This window comes from Nocardia anocheti (assembly GCF_029675105.1).
Lineage (GTDB): Bacteria > Actinomycetota > Actinomycetes > Mycobacteriales > Mycobacteriaceae > Nocardia.
Window position 1 is genome coordinate 17088 of sequence record NZ_JAQQFV010000006.1, and the last position, 17390, is coordinate 34477.

Below are 17390 nucleotides of genomic sequence, written 5' to 3' on the forward strand. Positions count from 1 at the left end.
CGCCATGGTGTTCGACGCGCCGCCCGCCACCGCCTCGCATTCGTGGATGCCGTCGAGCCCCTGCGGGCCCGCCTGCATCGAGCCGATCGACGAGATCGGCACCGCCCGCACGCTGGCCCGATTGGCCGGGGTGCTCGGGCTGGTCCTGAGCTTTCCCGTGCTCACCGTGGCCACGCCCAAGGCTCGTCGTGAACACATGCAGCGCCGCTACGCCCGCACCGCGCTGCGCTGCCTGGGCCTGCGGCTGCGGATCGTCGACAACCGTCCCGCCCCCGTCGACGGGTTCGCCGCCTCGGACACCGGCGTGCTGGTGGTGGCCGGGCACATCGGCTGGGCCGACGTCCTCGCCCTGGCCGCCGTGCAGCCGGTCGGCTTCGTGGCCAGGGCCGACATGGTCGACTGGCCGGTGCTGGGCACCCTGGCCCGGCTCACCAAGGTGATCCCGATCGAGCGGGCCCGGCTGCGCGAGCTGCCCGGCGTGGTCGACCGGATCGCGCGCAGGCTCGCCGACGGCCAGCGCGTGGCGGTGTTCCCCGAGGGCACCACCTGGTGTGGTCGCGCCTACGGCTCGCTGCGGCCCGCCCTGTTCCAGGCCGCGATCGACACCGCCACCCCCGTCCAGCCGGTGCGGCTGCGCTATCTGGACCGCGACGGGCGCCCGTGCACCGTGCCCGCCTTCGTCGGCACCGACACCTTCGGCGATTCGGCCCGGCGCGTGCTGCGCGGCAAGGGTATGACCGTCGAGGTCGTGCTGGAGCCGAGGCAGTGGCCCGGTACCGATCGTCGGGAGCTGGCCCGGCGCTGCGCGGCCGCCGTGCGCGGCACCGATCCCTCACGCCACGGCCTGCTGGACACCGAGTGGATCGCCTCCGGCAGCACCCGCGTGCAGGACCCGTCGGTGGGGGAGTCGGTACCGATTCGCCGAACGGTGATGGCTACTCGCTGGTAATCAGTTATGTTCGTTTTGTACATCCCGGGGGTCGCCCACGCGGCCCCCGGGATGTGGCGTCGATGGGGCCTGTTTCGCTGAAGATGTGCTGGTCGGCGTCGATCGGGGGCGGGTCGATCGAAATGTGAAAATCCCGCGTCCGCTCGACGGCGGGCGGTCCGGTGAATGCCCTGCGTATGGCGCGTGCAACAAACTGGGCAGTCGGCTATACCCACTGATCAGCATATTCAAACGTGTGGATTGCCGCTGGACGGAAATTGATGAGATATTTGCCGTACCGTCCCGCGGGTTTTCGCCGATACCCCGGGTAGCCGAGCGTCCTGATGACGTCGCGGGCGGACGAGTGCAGGGTGAAGGGAATCGAAGACCGGTGACAGAGCAAGCTTCTGGCGTACGCCGTCCCGCCCCTCGCCGCCCCCGCCGCGCGCCGGTGTCCACCCTGCCCCGGCTGCTGCTGGCCGCCGTCGAACGCGCCCCCGACGCTCCCGCGCTGCGCTTCGCCGGGCACGACCTCACCTACACCGAACTCGACCAGCGTTCCTCCCAGCTGGCCCGGGTGCTGATCGGTCGCGGGGTCGGCCCCGGTGACCGGGTGGTGTTGGCGCTGACCCGCTCGATCGAGGCCGTCGTCGCGGTGTGGGCGGTGGCCAAGACCGGCGCCGCGTTCGTGCCCGTGGACCCTCGCTACCCGGCCGAGCGTGTCGCGCACATGCTCGCCGACTCCGGCGCCGGTTTCGGCGTGGCCACCACCACCGACGCCGCCCGGCTCGACGCCGGACTGCGCTGGCTCGCCCTGGATTCCGCCGAGTGCGCGGCCGAACTCGCCGCCACCTCGGACGCGCCGGTGCTGGCCACCGACCGCACCCGCACGCTCTACCCCGACGACATCGCCTACGTCATCTACACCTCCGGGTCCACCGGTGTGCCCAAGGGCGTGGCCGTCACCCACACCGGCCTGGCCGGGCTCTGCGCCGAACAGATCCGCCGCTTCGGCATCACCGGCACCGCCCGCACCCTGCACTTCGCCTCGCCCAGCTTCGACGCCAGCATTCTCGAACTGCTGCTGGCCATCGGCGCGAGCTCGACCATGGTGATCGTCCCGCCCGAGATCTACGGCGGCGACGAACTGGCCGAGCTGCTGCGCGCCGAGCGGGTGAGTCACGCGTTCATCACCCCGGCGGCGCTGGCCGGGGTCGACGCCTCGGCGCTGCCGGAGCTGGCGGCCATCGTCGTCGGCGGCGAGGCCTGCCCGCCGGATCTGATCGCCCGCTGGTCGGCCGGTCGCCGGTTCTACAACCTGTACGGGCCCACCGAGACCACCGTCGCGGCCTCCATCAGCGACCCGCTGACCCCCGGTGACCTGATCACCATCGGCGCCCCGATCCCCGGGATGAGCGCGCTGGTCCTCGACGCCCGGCTGCGCCCGGTCCCGGACCGGGTGCCCGGCGAGCTGTACCTGTCCGGCCCCGGCCTGGCGCGTGGCTATCACGCCCGCGCCGGGCTCACCGCCGCGCGTTTCGTCGCCGACCCGGTCACCGGCGGCCGCCTCTACCGCACCGGTGACCTGGTGAAATGGGAGCGCACCGCCGACGGTTCCACCCAGCTGGCCTTCCTCGGCCGCACCGACGCGCAGGTCAAACTGCGCGGCTTCCGCATCGAACTCGGCGAGATCGACGCCGTGCTCGCCGCCGACGACACCGTGCGCACCGCGACCACGCTGGTCCGCACCCTGCCCAGCGGCGTCGACGCCCTGGTTGCCTATGTGGTGCCCGTTCCCGGCGCCACCGTCGACACCGCCGCGCTGACCCGCCGCGCCGAGCAGCGTCTGCCCCAGCACGCCGTGCCCGCCGCCATCGTGGTCATCGAGCGGCTGCCGCTCACCCCGGTCGGCAAGCTCGACCACCGCGCCCTGCCCGAACCCGCACTCGCCGCCCGCGCCTTCGAGGCACCGCGCACCCCCACCGAGACCACCGTCGCCACGATCTTCGCCGAGTTGCTGGGCGCCGACGAGATCGGCCGCGACGACGACTTCTTCGCCCTGGGCGGCAACTCCCTGCTCGCCACCCAGCTCGCGGGCCGCCTCGGCGCGGCCACCGCCGTCCGGGTGCCCGCCCGCACCGTCTTCGAACACGGCACGGTCGCCCAGCTGGCCGCCGCCCTCGACGACCTCACCGGCGTCGCCTCGACCCGGGTCCCACTGACCCGCCGCGCGCGCGATCCGCACGTGCCGCTCTCGCTCGCCCAGCAGCGCATGTGGTTCCTGGCCCGGCTCGACCCCGGCTCCAGCGCCTACAACATCCCGGTCGCCCTGCGCCTGTCCGGCCCGCTCGACACCGCCGCGCTCGCCGCCGCCCTCGACGACGTGCTCGACCGGCACGAAGTCCTGCGCACGGTCTACCCCGAGATCGACGGTGCCGGACACCAGCGGGTGCTGCCGCTCGCCGAAGCGGGCATCGAGGTGCCGCTGACCCCGATCCAGCCCACCGAGCTGCGCGCCGCCCTGGCCCGGCTGACGACCGGCGGTTTCGACCTGTGCGCCCGGGTTCCCGTGCGCGCCGCCCTGTTCCAGCTCGACGACACCGAACACGTGCTGGCCGTGGTCGTGCACCACATCGCCACCGACGGTTTCTCCCTCGGCCCGCTCACCCGCGACCTGGTCACCGCCTACAGCGCCCGCGCCCTCGGCGCCGCGCCGACCTGGCGGCCGCTGCCGGTCCAGTACGCCGACTACACCCTGTGGCAGCGCGAAATCCTCGGTGCGGCGCAGGATTCCGGCTCGCTGCTCGCCCAGCAGCTGGACTTCTGGCGCACCGAACTCGCCGGTGCCCCCACCCTGCTGGAACTGCCCACCGACCGGTCGCGTCCGCCGGTCGCGGGCAGTCGCGGCGCCGCGCACCACTTCGTGCTCGACGCCGACCTGCATCGCGGACTGGAAGAACTCGCGCGCGAGCACAACGCGTCGCTGTTCATGGTGGTGCGGGCCGCGCTGGCGGTGCTGCTGGCCCGCGTCGCCGGAACCGACGACGTCACCGTCGGCGCGCCCGTCGCCGGACGTGGCGAGCCCGAACTCGACGACCTGGTCGGCATGTTCGTCAACACCGTCGTCCTGCGCACCCGCGTCGACGCCGCCGAGTCCTTCGCCGCCCTGCTCGACCGCGTCCGCGAGACCGACCTGGCCGCCTTCGCCCACGCCGACATCCCGTTCGAAAGCCTTGTCGCCGAACTGGATCCGCCGCGCTCGCAGGCCCACCACCCGCTGTACCAGGTGGCGCTGTCGTTCCAGAACTTCGCGGGCGCGCGGCTGGAACTGCCCGATCTGGTCGTCTCGGCCGTCGATCTCGGCGACGAGGTGGCGCCGACGGACCTGCAACTCACCGTCGTCCCGCAGCCCGAGGCCGCCGGACTGCGCTGCTCGTGGCGCTACGCCACCGACCTGTTCGACGAGTCCACCATGGCCACCCTCGGCCTGCGCCTGGCCGGACTGCTCGCGGCCGCCGTCGCCGCGCCGGGCCGCCCCGTCGGTGACCTGCCGCTGCTGGTCGAGGCCGAGCGCACCGAACCCGTGGGCGAGGTGCGGCTGGTCCCGGACGTCACCCTGCTCGACGCCTTCCGCGTCCAGGCACTGCGCGCTCCCACCGCCCCCGCGGTGACCTTCGGCCCGCTGACGCTGTCCTACGGCGAGCTGGCCGACCGGGTCAACCGGTTGGCCCGGCTGCTGGTGGCCACCGGTGTCGGCCCCGGCAGCACCGTCGGCGTGGCGATCCGACCCTCGATCGAACTGGTCGTCGCCATGTACGCGGTGTTCGCCGCGGGCGGCGCCTACGTGCCGATCGACCCGGACGCGCCCACCGAGCGTCGCGCCGACATCCTGTCCGTCGCGCGCCCGGTCTGCGTGCTGACCACCTCCGCCGACGCCGTCGAGGTCGCCGACGTACCGCTCATCGCGGTGGACCTCGTCGCGAGTTCCGGTGCGCTGTCGGCCTTCCCGGCCGCCTGGCTCACCGACGCCGACCGGCTGCGTCCGCTGCGCACCCTCGATCTGGCCTACGTGATCTTCACCTCGGGGTCGACCGGCAAGCCCAAGGGGGTCGGGGTGCCGCACGCGGCCATCGTCAACCAGGCGGCGTTCATGGTCGGCGAGTACGGCGTCGACGCCGCCGATGTGGTGCTGCAATCGATTCCGTTCACCTTCGACGCGTCCATGATCGGTTTCGCGACCCCGCTGCGGGCGGGCGCGCACATGATCGTGGCCGCCGCCCAGCGCCTCACCGATCCGGCCTATCTCGCGGAAACCATTGCCCGACACCGGGTCACCGGCACCACCATCGTCCCGTCGGTGTTGCAGATGCTGCTGGCGGCGGCCCCCGTCGACGCGTTGCGTTCGCTGCGCGCGGTGTGGGTCGGCGGTGAGGCGCTGCCGAACGCGACCGTCGAACGGTTCACCGCCGCCACCGCGGGCAGACTGCACAACCTCTACGGGCCCACCGAGGCCACCGTGTCGATCACCGGCGCCGATGTCACCGAGGTGGGCACTGGCATCGTCCCGATCGGCCACCCGCACTGGAACTCTCGCGCCTACGTCCTGGACGCACGGCTGCGGCCGGTCCCGCTGGGCACCCCCGGCGAGCTGTATCTGGCCGGTGCCCAGCTGGCGCGCGGGTACCTGGGCAGCCCGGACAAGACCACCGAGCGCTTCGTCGCCGATCCCTACGGTCCCGTCGGCGAACGCATGTACCGCACCGGTGACCTGGTGCGCAGGCTCCCGACCGGCGAACTGACCTACCTCGGTCGCACCGACGTGCAGCTCAAACTGCACGGGCTGCGCATCGAGCCGGGCGAGATCGAAGCCGCCCTGCGCACCCACCCGGCCGTGGCGGGTGCGGCGGTCGCGGTGCGCCACGAGCAGCTCGTCGGCTACGTCACCCCGGTGGCGGGCGAGCACGTCGACGTCACCGAGGTCCTCGCGGCGGTACGGAACCTGTTGCCGCCGTACATGATTCCGCACCGCCTGCTGGTGCTCGACGAGTTCCCGCTCGGCGCCACCGGCAAGCTCGACCGCAAGGCGCTGCCCACCCCGGCCCAGGAGGTCCGCGCTTACGCGGCCCCGGCCACCGACGACGAACAGGTCGTCGCCGAGGTCTTCGCGCAGATCCTCGAGCTCGACCGGGTCGGCCGCGACGACGACTTCTTCGTCCTCGGCGGCACCTCCCTCTCCGCGATCCGGGTGCGCGCCGCCCTGTCCGAGCGGCTCGCCACGGAGGTGCCGCTGCGCCTGCTGTTCAGCTATCCGCTGGTCAGCGACCTGGCGCTGGCGGTGCGCGACGAGTCCGCCGCCTCGGCCACCGGTCCCGACCCGGCCGCCGACATCGCCTTGGACCCCGCGATCGACCTCGCGGGCCGCGCCCCCGCGCGTTCCGGCGCACCGCGCACGATCCTGCTCACCGGCGCCACCGGTTTCCTGGGCAGTTTCCTGCTGCGCGAACTGCTCGCGCGCACCGACGCCACCATCCACTGCCTCGTGCGCGCCACCGACGACGTCACCGCCGTCGACCGGGTCGTGTCGACCGCCGCGAAGTACGGCATCGACATCTCCGGCGCGCGCGAGCGGCTGGTCGGCGTGCCCGGCGATCTCGGTAGGCCGGGCCTCGGCATCGATCCGGCCCGCTGGGCCGCGCTCGCCGACGGGATCGACGCGATCTATCACAACGGCGCGCTGGTCAACCATCTCGAACCGTACGGGCGGATGCGCGCGGCCAATGTCGGTGGCACCACCGAGGTGCTGCGGCTGGCCACCACCACCCGGATCAAGCCGGTGCACTACGTCTCCACGCTGTCGGTGCTGGCCGGAATCCCGCAGGACAGCGGCATTCCGGGCGGTCTGCCCGGCTACGCCATGACCAAGTGGGTGGCCGAACAGCTCGTGCACACCGCCATCGAGCGCGGCGTCCCGATCGCGGTCTACCGGCCCGGTCTCATCACCGGTGACTCGGTCAGCGGCGCGGCCCCCGCCGAAGACGCCTGGTGGACGATGCTGCGCGCCATGCTCGTGCTCGGCGTCGCCGTCGACGTGCGCGCCATCGGCGTCGAGATGGCACCCGTCGACCATGTCGCGGCGGGCATCGTCGGCCGCTCGCTGGACCCCGCCGCCCTCGGCAACACCTACCGCGCCGCCGGGTCGCAGGTCCCGCTGCAACTGGTCTACGAGGAGATCCGCCGCCGCGACTACCGTTTCGAGTTCGTCGACCCGATCGAGTTCGGCCTGACCCTCACCACCGCCGCCGAACACCCCGACGCCGACCCGATCCTGGCCAGGGCCTCGGCCCTGAGCGGCAACTACGCGGCGGTGCTGGCCAAGGCGACCCCGGCCACGGTGCTCACCTCGGTCGAGGCGGGCGCCCCGCCGGAGGTCTTCCGCGGGTTGCCGATCGACTTCCCGCCGGTCGACGCCGAGGTCATCCGCCGCTACTTCGACCACTACATCGAGACCGGCTTCTTCCCGGCGCCGGGCGGTCACCTGCAGCCCGCGTAGCCTCCCGTTGCGCCGCGGTCGTCGCGTGCGATATGAACTCGCACAGGGTGGTTCGGGCCTGCCGACCGCTCGTCGTTCTTCGTAGCAAAGGACTCGTTCGCGCCATGGCCGCACCGGTTGTCTTCACCAGCTCCTGTTCCGACGTTTCCAACGACAGCGGATTCCAGTGGACCTTCCGCTGCGACCGCTGCAACACCGTCCACACCTCCGCCTTCCAGCAGAACTACCTGTCCCGGGGACGCGGTGCCCTGCGGGTGCTGAGCAACCTGTTCGGTGATCGGGTTCCCGCCCTGCACAAGGCCTCCAGCGCCGCGGAGAGCTACTCCAGCAACTGGGGCGGGGCGGCCTCGGGGACCAAGGACAAGGCGTTCGCCAAGGCGGTCGAGGAGGTGCGCGGGGAATTCCGGCACTGCGCCGGGTGCGGATCGTGGGTCTGCGCGCGCAGCTGCTGGAACGAGCACGTGGGTCAGTGCACGCGGTGCTCGCCGCTGGTCGCCCACCAGATCGCGCGGGCCCAGGCCGACGCGCGGGGCTCGCAGATCCAGCAGGCCGCCCAGCGCCAGGACTGGTCCGCCGGGCACGATGCGAGTACCCCTGCCCGGGTATCGTGCCCGACCTGCGCGGCGCCGACCTCCGGTGGCCGCTTCTGCGCGACCTGCGGCACCGCGCTGGACCTGCGCACCCGGTGCGTGTGCGGCCACGAGTCGGTGGCCGGAGCCGCGTTCTGCTCACAGTGCGGCCGCGCCATGGGTCAGTAGTCGGTCAGCGGCGGAAGGCCCGCAGGGTGCGGTCGACCAGGGCGTCGGCGTAGTCGTCGGTGAGCGGGCCCGACCGCAGCAGCCAGCGCTGGAACAGGGGCGCGTAGAGCAGTTCGAGCAGCAGGTCGAGGTCGGCGTCCGGGTCGAGCTGACCCGCACGCTGGGCGCTGCGCAGGCGCTGCTTCTTGAGTTCGTCGACCGGGCCCGCCAGCTTCTCGCGGTACTGGGCGGCGAGTTCGGGATCGTTGATGATCTCGGTGTTGAGCGCGCGGATCGGGCGCTCGAAGGCCGGATCGGCGAACTCGGCGACGGTGGCGCGCAACACCAGTTTCAGATCGGCGGCCAGGTCACCGGTGTCGGGCAGGGCCATCTCCTGGCCGTCGGCGGCCTCGCTCAGGGCGAGGAACGCGTCGAAGATCACCGCGCCCTTGGACGACCACCACCGGTAGATGGTCTGCTTGCCGACCCCGGCCCTGGCCGCGATGGCCTCGACGGTCACCTTGCCGTAGCCGACCTCGGAGACCAGCTCACGGGTGGCGGCGAGAATGGCCTGGCGCGAGCGTTCGCTGCGCCGCGAGGTCGCCGGGGTGCGGTCGTTCGTCATGGGGGCAGACTACCACCCAAACGAGACGATACGGTTCGTTTGATGAGGCCCGTGGGAGCCGCACCGGCTCCCACGGGATCACCTCACTTCGCGTAGTCGTAGAACCCGCGACCCGACTTGCGGCCGAGGCGGCCCGCGTCGACCATCCGGCGCAGCAGGGCCGGGGGAGCGTAGTGCGGCTCGGCGAACTCGGCGTAGAGCGACTCGGCGGCGGCCAGCGCGATGTCGAGGCCCACGGTGTCGAGCAGGGTCAGCGGGCCCATCGGGTAGCCGCAGCCGCCCTTCATGGCCGCGTCGATGTCCTCGGCGGTGGCGTAGCCGGACTCGAGCATCCGGATGGCCGAGCACAGGTAGGGGATGAGCAGCGCGTTGACGATGAAGCCGGAGCGGTCACCGGCCTGCACGGTCAGCTTGCCCAGGGTGTTCTTGGCGTAGTCGGTGACGGCCGCGGCCGCCTCCGGCGCGGTCACCAGGGTGGAGATGATCTCCACCAGCGGCATCACCGGCACCGGGTTGAAGAAGTGCACGCCGACCACGCGCTCGGGACGCTCGGTGGCACCGGCCACCTTGATCACCGGGATCGAGGAGGTGTTGGTGGCCAGGATGCCCTCGGGCTTGACGATCTTGTCGAGCTTGCCGAAGATGTCGTACTTCACGGCCTCGATCTCGGGCGCGGCCTCGATCACCAGGTCGCGATCGGCGAACTCCGCGATGTCCAGGGTGACCCGCACGCGCGCGAGCACGGCGTCGGCCGCGTCCTGGGTGATCTTGCCCTTGGTCACGCCCCGGCCGATCGAGGCGGCGATGCGCTGCTCGGCGGCCTCGGCGAACTCCGGCTTGGTCTCGAGCACCAGGACCTCGCTACCCGCCTTGGCACAGACCTCCGCGATTCCGGCACCCATGGTGCCGCCACCGATCACACCGATCAACTTCACTGCTGTCACTCCCACTATCGCGTTTGTCCGTAGATAACGGAATCATTTCATGGCCCACCGCCAGCGGATCGATCCGGCGGTGGCGACGAAATTCACATCTCGCCGTCACCAGGGGTGCTCCGGTCGGTGACACGGGGGCGTCGGCGGGTTGCGAGCCGATAACAGTACTTAGTGAAGGTAACGATTCTGCCGGGGCGGTAACCGTCGCCGCAGCCCGGGCGAACTGGCATGAACAGCAACGATTCCTGGGGAGGACATCATGCGGCACAACCCCTTTCAGCACTCGACCCGGCAAATCGGGATCGGCGCCTGCGCCGTCTCGATCGTGGCGGCCGGACTGCTTCCGCTCTCGGCTGGATCGGCCGCGGCCCAGTCCGGCTGGCCGATCTGCGCGGTGACCAGCGCGCCGCGCACCCTGGCCGCCGGTTCGGCGATCGACGACCGATACCACAGCGACCCGGCCCTGCGCGATCTGCTCGGCGCCCCCACCGGCCCCGAACGCGAAAGCGAGGAGGGCGGGGTGTTCCTGCGCGACTACGCCGGACCGCCCGGATGGCCCGGCATCCTGTACTCGCGCGCCGACACCGGCGTGCACGAGGTACACGGCCTGATCAAGGAGACGATGTGGAACGCGGGCGGTCACCGCGCGACCGGCGTCCCGATCACCGACGAGTGCCCCACCGCCGAATTCGGTGGCCGCTACAACCACTTCAGCCGGGGCGGCACCACTCCGGAGTCCTCGATCTACTGGCGTCCCGGCGAACCCGCCCACTGGGTGCACGACTACGGCCAGAACGGCTACGGCATCCACCGCAAGTGGGCCGAATCCGGCTGGGAGAACGGCCGTTACGGCTGGCCCACCACCAACACCATTAGCCTGGACAACGGCGCCTACACCCACTTCACCGGCGACGACCAGCAGGGCGCCTCGATCTACTGGAGCCCCGACACCGGCCCCCACGGCGTCAACGGCCGCATCCGCGACCGCTGGGCCTCCCTCGGCTGGGAACGCTCCTACCTCGGCTACCCCACCACCGACGAATACGACATCCCCGGCGGCAAACGCTCCGACTTCACCGGCGGCTGCATCACCTGGGACCGAGCGACCGGCACAGTCGCCGACTCACCGACCTGCTGAACGCGGTTTCTAGCGGGGGCGTAGGCCGCGTAGGGCGAGGTCGGCGACGTCGTCGGCGAAGGATTCGTCGTGGGGGCCGGGGGAGATGAGGAGGCGGTAGTAGAGCTGGCCGTAGACGAGTTCGATGACGCGGGACGGGTCGATGTCGGGGGCGATGTGGCCCTGGTCCTGGGCGCGGCGGATCCAGGTGGTGACGCGCTCGCGGGCGGGGTCGATGAGGCGGCGGCGGAGTTCGGCGGCGAGGTCGGGGTCGTGTTGGGCTTCGCCGACCAGCCAGGCCAGGACGGGGAGCCAGTCGCCGACGGCGTGGACCCAGGTGTGGGTGATCAGATCCCGTAGGGCGGTGGCGAAGTCGCCGTCCGGCGGTGCGTCGAAGCTCTTGGACTGCTGGCCCTCGACCCGCTGGGCCAGCGCGTCCAGGACGACCGCCCCCTTGGACGGCCACCAGCGGTAGATGGTGCGTTTGCCGACACCGGCGCGCTCGGCGATCCCTTCGATGCTGACCTTGGCCAGGCCGCCTTCCGCGGCCATGGCCAGTGCCGCGTCGAGGATCCGGGCGGTCGACTCCGGATTGCGCAGGGCGGGGTTGGGCGGGCGCGACGGACTCATGCCACCTCACTTTCTCGTCACGACACCCTAGCCCAGTCGGGAGACGATCCGGTTCGTGTTGACAGCGGACCACCGGTCGGTATCGTTAGGGAGCCGATACGGTCCGTATCCCGATACGGTCCGTATCGGATCTCAGCTCATCTTCGGAAGGCACCCCCATGCGCAATACGCTCTACGACTACAGCCCGATCGTCGACCGCCCCGCCATCACCTGGCCCGGCGGGGCGCGGGTGGCGTTCTACGTCGGCCTCAATGTCGAGCACTTCGTCCTCGGCAAGCCGTCGACCAGCATCAACCCGGGCACCGCGGACCTCGTCCCCGATCCGCTGAACCACGGCTGGCGCGACTACGGCCCGCGAGTGGGGATCTGGCGGATGATCGAGGCGTTCGACCGCCACGGCGTGCGCCCGAGTGTGCTGCTCAATTCCGATGTCGCCGAGAACTATCCGCAGATCATCGCGGCGGGCAAGGCTCGCGACTGGGCCTGGCTGGCGCACGGCAAGAACAACTCCACGGTGCAGACCGAGGTCGAGGCGCACGAACGCGCGTACCTCACCGAGGTCGTCGAGACCATCGAGAAGGCGACCGGTCGGCGGCCGCGCGGCTGGATGGGCCCCGCGCTGAGCGAGACCTTTCAAACTCCCGCGCTGCTGGCCGAACTCGGCCTGGACTACGTGCTGGACTGGACCGGCGACGACCAGCCGTTCCCCCTGAACGTGCCCGGCATGCTGAGCCTGCCCTACACCGTCGAGCTCAACGACCTGGGCCTGTTCACCGCGCACTCCATCAGCGGCCCCGACTTCGTCCAGATCGTCAAAGACCAGCTCGACCAGCTCCACGCCGACTCCGAGCACAGCGGCCGCGTCCTGTCCCTGGCCCTGCACCCCTTCGTCACCGGCCAGGCCTTCCGTCTCAAGTGCCTCGACCAGGCTCTGGAATACGTCGTCAACCACCCCGGTGTCTGGAACACCACCGCCGACGACATCGCCACCCACTTCGCCACCGCGACATAGCGATTACCGATTAGTGCGCGCGCCGCCGTCATGGGATCGTGACGGCATGACGGAGCAGTACATGTCGGCGGTGCCCAGCGATCCGGAGAACAAGTGGGTGCGGCGGTGCGTGATCGCCGCGATGGTGCTGGGCGGTCTCTATGTCGGCGCACTGGTCAGGCTGATCGTCAGTGCCGATTGGAACGACGTGGTGGCGACGCGGATGTTCGGCCTGAGCGTGGTGGGGTCGGGGGCGCTGTACCTGCTCGCGTCGGCCACCTCGGGGTCTGTGGCGATCTCGCGGGAATCTCGGTGGTCGCCCCGGTCGATGCCGAAGGTTGCGGGCGCCGTTGTCATCATCGCGCTGGTGGTCGGTGGAATCGCCCGGTGGATAGTCTCCGGTGATCTGGGCGACCCCCTGGCGAAACTGCTTGTGCAGACCGGAGCGATCGCAGGCATCCTGCTCTCGATCCTCGGCTGGCTGCCGCGCCGCGAGGCGCGGGACTGAACACCGCACCACACTGACCTCTCGACCCGGCGCGAGGGTGCGATCACCCCTCCGCTAATGTACGTTTGTACATGTACAGACGTACATCAGGAGGACGAGATGCCCACCGCACCCCGACGCCGCGACCCCGAACGTCGACGCCGCGAGATCATCGACGCCGCCGTCGCGATCGTGCTCGAGGAAGGCTCCGGCGCGGTCACCCACCGCAAGGTCGCCGCCCGCGCCGAGGTCCCGCTGGGTTCGACCACCCAGTACTTCGCCACCCTCGACGACCTGCGCGCCGCCGCGCTTGACCGCCTCGTCCGCGAGATCGACGTCTGGCTCGACGCACTGGTGGCCGCCTTCGACCGCGACGGCGCCACCCCGGCGACCTTCGCCGCGCAACTGCACCTCTACCTCAGCGACACCCACCTCATCGAGGCCACCCACGCCCTGACCAGCTCCTACCTCACCCCGGACGAGGAGCACGCGGCGAGCAGACAGTGGACGATCCGCTTCATCGAGATGCTCGAGCGATACACCTCACCCGCCGCGGCACGAGCCGTCGCCGCGATGTCCGACGGCCTGACACTGCACGCCGCCGTGCTCACCGAGACCCCCGACCTCGATGCGCTCACCCGCGCGGTCACGGCCCTGTGGAATCTGGAGACCGCATGATCGACACGACGACCCCACCCGCCCTGTCGTTCGCGCGCCGATGGGCCGCCGCGGCCGTGCTCTCGCTGAGCCTGCTCGTGATCACCATCGACCTCACGATCCTCAATATCGCCCTACCCGACCTGGCCGCCGACCTGCGCCCCTCGGCGACCGAACAGCTGTGGATCGTCGACGCCTACTCCCTCGTCCTCGCGGGCCTGCTGGTGTCGACCAGCTCCCTGGGCGACCGGTTCGGACGCAAACGCATGCTGCTGCTGGGCTATTCGGTGTTCGGCGTCGCCTCGCTGCTGGTCCTGTGGGCCGACACCGCACCCCAGGTGATCGCCCTGCGCGCGCTGCTCGGTGTCGGCGGCGCGATGATCATGCCCACCACCCTGACCATGCTGCGCGTGGTCTTCACCGACCCCGCCGAACGCGCCAAGGCGCTCGGTCTCTGGGCCGCGGTCTCCGGTGTCGGCGCCGCTCTGGGCCCCATCGTGGGAGGTGTTCTGCTGGAGACGTTCTCGTGGCGGGCGGCCCTGCTGGTGAATGTGCCGATCATGGTGATCGTGCTGGTGGCCGGGTTCCTGGTGCTCCCCGAATCGACGGTGCCGAATCCGGGGTGCTGGGATTTCGTGGGCGCGGGCCTGTCGATCGCGGGCATGGTGGCGCTGATCTGGTCGATCAAGCGGTTCGCCAAGGACCAGACCTTGCTGTCCGGTCCCGCGATCCTCGTGCTGATGGTCGCCGCCGCCGCGCTGGGCCTGTTCGTGTGGCGCTGCCTGCGCCGACCCGACCCGCTGCTCGACATCCGCCTGTTCCGGCGGCGCCAGTTCAGCGCGGGCATCGTCGCCGCCATCAGCTCGGTGCTCGGCATGGCCGCCGCGCTGCTGCTGCTCGCGCAGTGGATGCAGCTGGTCGAGGGCTATCGGCCGATGGAGACCGGCGTCCGACTGCTCCCGCTGGCGATCGCCGCCACCCTCGCCTCGATGATCGCGCCCTGGCTCGCGACGAAACTGGGCGCGCGCGTCGTTCTGGCGGGCGGAATCGCTGTCGCCGGAATCGGCATGCTGCTCATCGGCGTGCCCGAGGACCTCACCTACGGCACGATCCTGCCCCCGCTGCTGCTCGTCGGCGCCGGTTTGGGCGCGCTGGCGATCGCCACCGCCATGATCATGTCCGGCACGCCCGAGGACAAGGCGGGCAACGCCGCCGCGATCGAGGAAACCTCCTATGACCTGGGCAATGTGCTCGGCGTCGCCATCCTCGGCAGCGTCGCCGCACTCCTCTACACATCGAACGCCGGTTTCGATCGGATACCCGGTGTCGACCGCGCCCTGGCCGACGCGGCGGACGAGTCGCTCGGCGCCGCGATGGCCATCGCCCACGAGGCCCAGCTGCCCGCACTGGCTCAGCACGCCGCCGCGGCCTTCACCCAATCGCTGCAGACCACCGGCGTCGTGGGCGGTGTCCTGCTCCTGATCGGCGCCGCCGCCGTCTACGCGCTGACTCCCCGCGGCACCGACATCACCGTGCAGGCGCACTGAGACCCGCGCGACGGTTCCGGCCGACGGTGCTCGGCCGGAACCGTGGGCGTCAGGCGGTGACGGCGGCGGTGACCTCGCGGGTCAGGCGCGAGGACCACGGGCACCAGAAGCAGCCGGGCAGGAACGCGCCACACGCCTCGTCGAGGTGGTCCTCGAGGTAGTCGATGCTCGAATCACAGACCTCGATCGCCATGGTGAAGAAGGAGATCGTGTCGGGATCGAGGTGGAAGCTCCAGTTCGGGTTGTAGCTCTTCGTAGACTTGCGGACGCGCCCCATGACATGGATGGACATGGTCTCGTCACCGGACAGGATCCGCCGCGCCTCCGCGATGCGCTGCTCGTTGTTGAGTTCGAAGACGAACTCTTTGCCGGTGTGATCGGTCAATGCGAAGTGCGCCATGACAATTCCCCTTATCGATGTTGTCGAACCAGTGGGTGTCGAGCGTGTTGCGGGCACGAGTGTATCGGCGAGCGCGGGCACGCAGCGCCGGTTCGTCTCGAGATGCACTGTCAGACAAGAGTTTTGGGACTCGGGTTGGTTTCTCGGGATGAAAACCGAACGCGGGCGCGGCTATCGCGGGGCGGTCGCTACCAGTTCGCCGGTGACCCGACCGCGCCGTGTGCTCTTCGCGGCGACGACGAGTTCGCGAACGGCGATGGCGCCGCGCGCGACGGAGGCGGCGATCCGTCCGTCCGGATCGATCAGCACCCCCGAGGGCGTGCCACGGACCCGGTAGCGCAGGGCGGCTTCGTTGCCCTGCTGGACCAGCACCGGAATCCCGTCGATGCCCTGTGCGCGCGCCCATTCGGCGTGCTCGGCGAGGTCGCCGTTGCCGACCAGGACGATGGTCACCAGTTCCGCGTTGCGCGACTGCCAGCGCGGCAGTTCGCGCGCCAGCGCCGCGCACATCTCGCACCCGGGATGCACGAAGACCAACAACAGCGCCTTCCCGTCCGACAGCAGCGACCCCAGGTCGACGCGATCGTCCTCGGTCGTGCGCAACTCGAACTCGGGCGCGACCGCCCCCACGGGCAGGCCCTCACCGCCGAGGGTCGAGAGTGCCTGCGCGTCGACCCGTCGTCGGAGTTCGCCCAGCTCACCGAATATCCGCACCAGTGCCGCGCCCAAGACGGTGATCAGCACCAGGCCGACCGCCGCGTCCACCGGCAACCCGGCCGGGGCTTGCGGACGGCTCAGCGAGCCGACGACGACGAGGACCGCCAACACCATCAGCAGCCCGTTGCGGACCACCGTCGCCCACCCGATCGGTGCCGCGCCCACCGCGCCGAAGCAGGCGCAGTCCGGCCGCTCCCCGCGCCGCAGCAACCGCAGGATCGCCAGGGTGAACCCGCCGAGAAGCACCACCGCGACAACCCCGGCCGCCCCCGCCGTCCAAGGCGGTAGCAACGCCAGCGCCACCAGCGCCTCGAGGATCGGTAGCCCGATCGCCACCCCGGGAACCAGCCGCAGCGGAACGCCGAATTCGGCCACCGACTTCCTGGCCTCCGGCCGATCTCGAAACTTTCCCCACGCCGCCAGCCCGAAGACCGCGGCCAGTACCAATCGCGAACCCCACACTCCGTATTCGATCAGCATGGCCGCACGATCTCACAGTCCTCCACGCGCGGAAGCGGTTTCGAGCCTCAGGCCCACCGAGCTCCGCCGAGGGAGACCCGCGCGCCCGACGACCCGGGCCCGCTGTGCGCCGGGATCGCGTACCTGTCCCGCGCGGTCGCGTCGACGGCCGGTCGGGGGTCGGCGGCCACCCGAGGTCGGGCGCGATGCCGGGCCACCACCAGCAGCGCCACCGCGGTGACGATCGCGATGACGATCGCGGCCACCGCCAACACCAGCGACGCGGCCACCGCCGTGCCGCCGCGCACCGCGCCACTGCGATACATGAGCACCCCGGCGATCACCGGACCGGCCAGCCCGCCCGCCGCCGCGAGGAGGACGAGGGCGCCGGTGACGAGTTCCACCACCGGTAACGGACACCGCGCCGGGACGCGAACGACATGACGGCTTACTTTCGGCGAATCGTGTCCACTCTTGCTCGCGACCACGGATGCCCCTTCCGTTTCCCTGCGCTTTTTCTGCATTCGAACCGGAGATCTGCACCGTATGTCACGGTCCGCCCCGAACACGAGAATGAGTCCGAAAGGATGCGGAGACTGTCATCAGCAA

14 protein-coding genes are annotated in these 17390 nt (G+C 70.8%); 8 read left to right on the forward strand and 6 right to left on the reverse strand.

Annotated elements, in window-relative coordinates; translation table 11 throughout:
• The first annotated feature begins 4 nt into the window (after positions 1 to 4).
• The 3 genes from QC180_RS16760 (at position 5) to QC180_RS16770 (ending at position 8236) form a co-directional block, all read left to right on the forward strand.
• Positions 5 to 949: a lysophospholipid acyltransferase family protein gene (locus tag QC180_RS16760; RefSeq protein ID WP_278263701.1), complete on the forward strand. Its 945-nt coding sequence runs from the start codon at positions 5 to 7 to the stop codon at positions 947 to 949.
• Positions 950 to 1319: 370 nt separating this feature from the next.
• Positions 1320 to 7478: a non-ribosomal peptide synthetase gene (locus tag QC180_RS16765; protein ID WP_278263702.1), complete on the forward strand. Its 6159-nt coding sequence runs from the start codon at positions 1320 to 1322 to the stop codon at positions 7476 to 7478.
• A gap of 104 nt (positions 7479 to 7582) precedes the next feature.
• Positions 7583 to 8236, forward strand: a complete 654-nt coding sequence (locus tag QC180_RS16770; RefSeq protein ID WP_278263703.1) for a zinc ribbon domain-containing protein — start codon at positions 7583 to 7585, stop codon at positions 8234 to 8236.
• A gap of 4 nt (positions 8237 to 8240) precedes the next feature.
• On the opposite strand, the gene QC180_RS16775 is transcribed toward QC180_RS16770, so the two are convergent.
• Together QC180_RS16775 and QC180_RS16780 are read right to left on the reverse strand one after the other, a co-directional pair.
• Entirely contained in the window at positions 8241 to 8840 is a 600-nt protein-coding gene (locus QC180_RS16775; protein WP_278263704.1) for a TetR/AcrR family transcriptional regulator, read from the reverse strand.
• Between the two features lie 83 nt (positions 8841 to 8923).
• Complete coding sequence (locus QC180_RS16780; protein WP_278263705.1) at positions 8924 to 9775, reverse strand: 3-hydroxybutyryl-CoA dehydrogenase; 852 nt, start codon at positions 9773 to 9775, stop codon at positions 8924 to 8926.
• Positions 9776 to 10034: 259 nt separating this feature from the next.
• Between QC180_RS16780 and QC180_RS16785 the strand changes: the two genes are divergently transcribed.
• Complete coding sequence (locus QC180_RS16785) at positions 10035 to 10913, forward strand: LGFP repeat-containing protein (RefSeq protein WP_278263706.1); 879 nt, start codon at positions 10035 to 10037, stop codon at positions 10911 to 10913.
• Between the two features lie 9 nt (positions 10914 to 10922).
• Here QC180_RS16785 and QC180_RS16790 read toward each other — a convergent pair whose 3' ends face one another.
• Positions 10923 to 11522 carry a TetR/AcrR family transcriptional regulator gene (locus QC180_RS16790; RefSeq protein WP_278263707.1) on the reverse strand — a complete coding sequence of 200 codons (600 nt, stop codon included), beginning with the start codon at positions 11520 to 11522 and terminating at the stop codon, positions 10923 to 10925.
• Positions 11523 to 11680: 158 nt separating this feature from the next.
• Between QC180_RS16790 and QC180_RS16795 the strand changes: the two genes are divergently transcribed.
• The 4 genes from QC180_RS16795 to QC180_RS16810 all read left to right on the forward strand — a co-directional run bounded on the left by QC180_RS16795 (position 11681) and on the right by QC180_RS16810 (position 15205).
• Positions 11681 to 12535 carry a polysaccharide deacetylase family protein gene (locus tag QC180_RS16795; RefSeq protein WP_278263708.1) on the forward strand — a complete coding sequence of 285 codons (855 nt, stop codon included), beginning with the start codon at positions 11681 to 11683 and terminating at the stop codon, positions 12533 to 12535.
• Between the two features lie 46 nt (positions 12536 to 12581).
• The gene (locus QC180_RS16800) at positions 12582 to 13022 is read left to right on the forward strand and encodes a hypothetical protein (protein ID WP_278263709.1); all 441 of its coding nucleotides are present in this window, start codon (positions 12582 to 12584) and stop codon (positions 13020 to 13022) included.
• A gap of 99 nt (positions 13023 to 13121) precedes the next feature.
• Entirely contained in the window at positions 13122 to 13679 is a 558-nt protein-coding gene (locus QC180_RS16805) for a TetR/AcrR family transcriptional regulator (protein ID WP_278263710.1), read from the forward strand.
• Positions 13676 to 15205: an MFS transporter gene (locus QC180_RS16810; protein ID WP_278263711.1), complete on the forward strand. Its 1530-nt coding sequence runs from the start codon at positions 13676 to 13678 to the stop codon at positions 15203 to 15205. The genes QC180_RS16805 and QC180_RS16810 overlap by 4 nt, the downstream gene beginning before the upstream one ends.
• Positions 15206 to 15254: 49 nt before the next feature.
• Here the strand turns inward: QC180_RS16810 and QC180_RS16815 are convergent, their stop codons facing one another.
• From QC180_RS16815 to QC180_RS16825, 3 genes are all read right to left on the reverse strand, one after another.
• Complete coding sequence (locus tag QC180_RS16815; protein WP_278263712.1) at positions 15255 to 15605, reverse strand: BP74-related protein; 351 nt, start codon at positions 15603 to 15605, stop codon at positions 15255 to 15257.
• Between the two features lie 171 nt (positions 15606 to 15776).
• The gene (locus QC180_RS16820; RefSeq protein ID WP_278263713.1) at positions 15777 to 16802 is read right to left on the reverse strand and encodes a peroxiredoxin family protein; all 1026 of its coding nucleotides are present in this window, start codon (positions 16800 to 16802) and stop codon (positions 15777 to 15779) included.
• Between the two features lie 47 nt (positions 16803 to 16849).
• On the reverse strand, positions 16850 to 17185 hold the full coding sequence (locus tag QC180_RS16825; protein WP_278263714.1) for a hypothetical protein: 336 nt from the start codon (positions 17183 to 17185) through the stop codon (positions 16850 to 16852).
• Positions 17186 to 17390 lie beyond the last annotated feature (205 nt).

Bases quoted from the DNA above. Each gene is read 5' to 3' on its own strand.
- QC180_RS16805 (WP_278263710.1), top strand. From the start codon at position 13,122: ATGCCCACCGCACCCCGACGCCGCGACCCCGAACGTCGACGCCGCGAG.
- QC180_RS16820 (WP_278263713.1), bottom strand. From the start codon at position 16,802: ATGCTGATCGAATACGGAGTGTGGGGTTCGCGATTGGTACTGGCCGCG.
- QC180_RS16815 (WP_278263712.1), bottom strand. From the start codon at position 15,605: ATGGCGCACTTCGCATTGACCGATCACACCGGCAAAGAGTTCGTCTTC.
- QC180_RS16790 (WP_278263707.1), bottom strand. From the start codon at position 11,522: ATGAGTCCGTCGCGCCCGCCCAACCCCGCCCTGCGCAATCCGGAGTCG.
- QC180_RS16770 (WP_278263703.1), top strand. From the start codon at position 7,583: ATGGCCGCACCGGTTGTCTTCACCAGCTCCTGTTCCGACGTTTCCAAC.
- QC180_RS16775 (WP_278263704.1), bottom strand. From the start codon at position 8,840: ATGACGAACGACCGCACCCCGGCGACCTCGCGGCGCAGCGAACGCTCG.
- QC180_RS16785 (WP_278263706.1), top strand. From the start codon at position 10,035: ATGCGGCACAACCCCTTTCAGCACTCGACCCGGCAAATCGGGATCGGC.
- QC180_RS16810 (WP_278263711.1), top strand. From the start codon at position 13,676: ATGATCGACACGACGACCCCACCCGCCCTGTCGTTCGCGCGCCGATGG.
- QC180_RS16760 (WP_278263701.1), top strand. From the start codon at position 5: ATGGTGTTCGACGCGCCGCCCGCCACCGCCTCGCATTCGTGGATGCCG.
- QC180_RS16800 (WP_278263709.1), top strand. From the start codon at position 12,582: ATGACGGAGCAGTACATGTCGGCGGTGCCCAGCGATCCGGAGAACAAG.
- QC180_RS16795 (WP_278263708.1), top strand. From the start codon at position 11,681: ATGCGCAATACGCTCTACGACTACAGCCCGATCGTCGACCGCCCCGCC.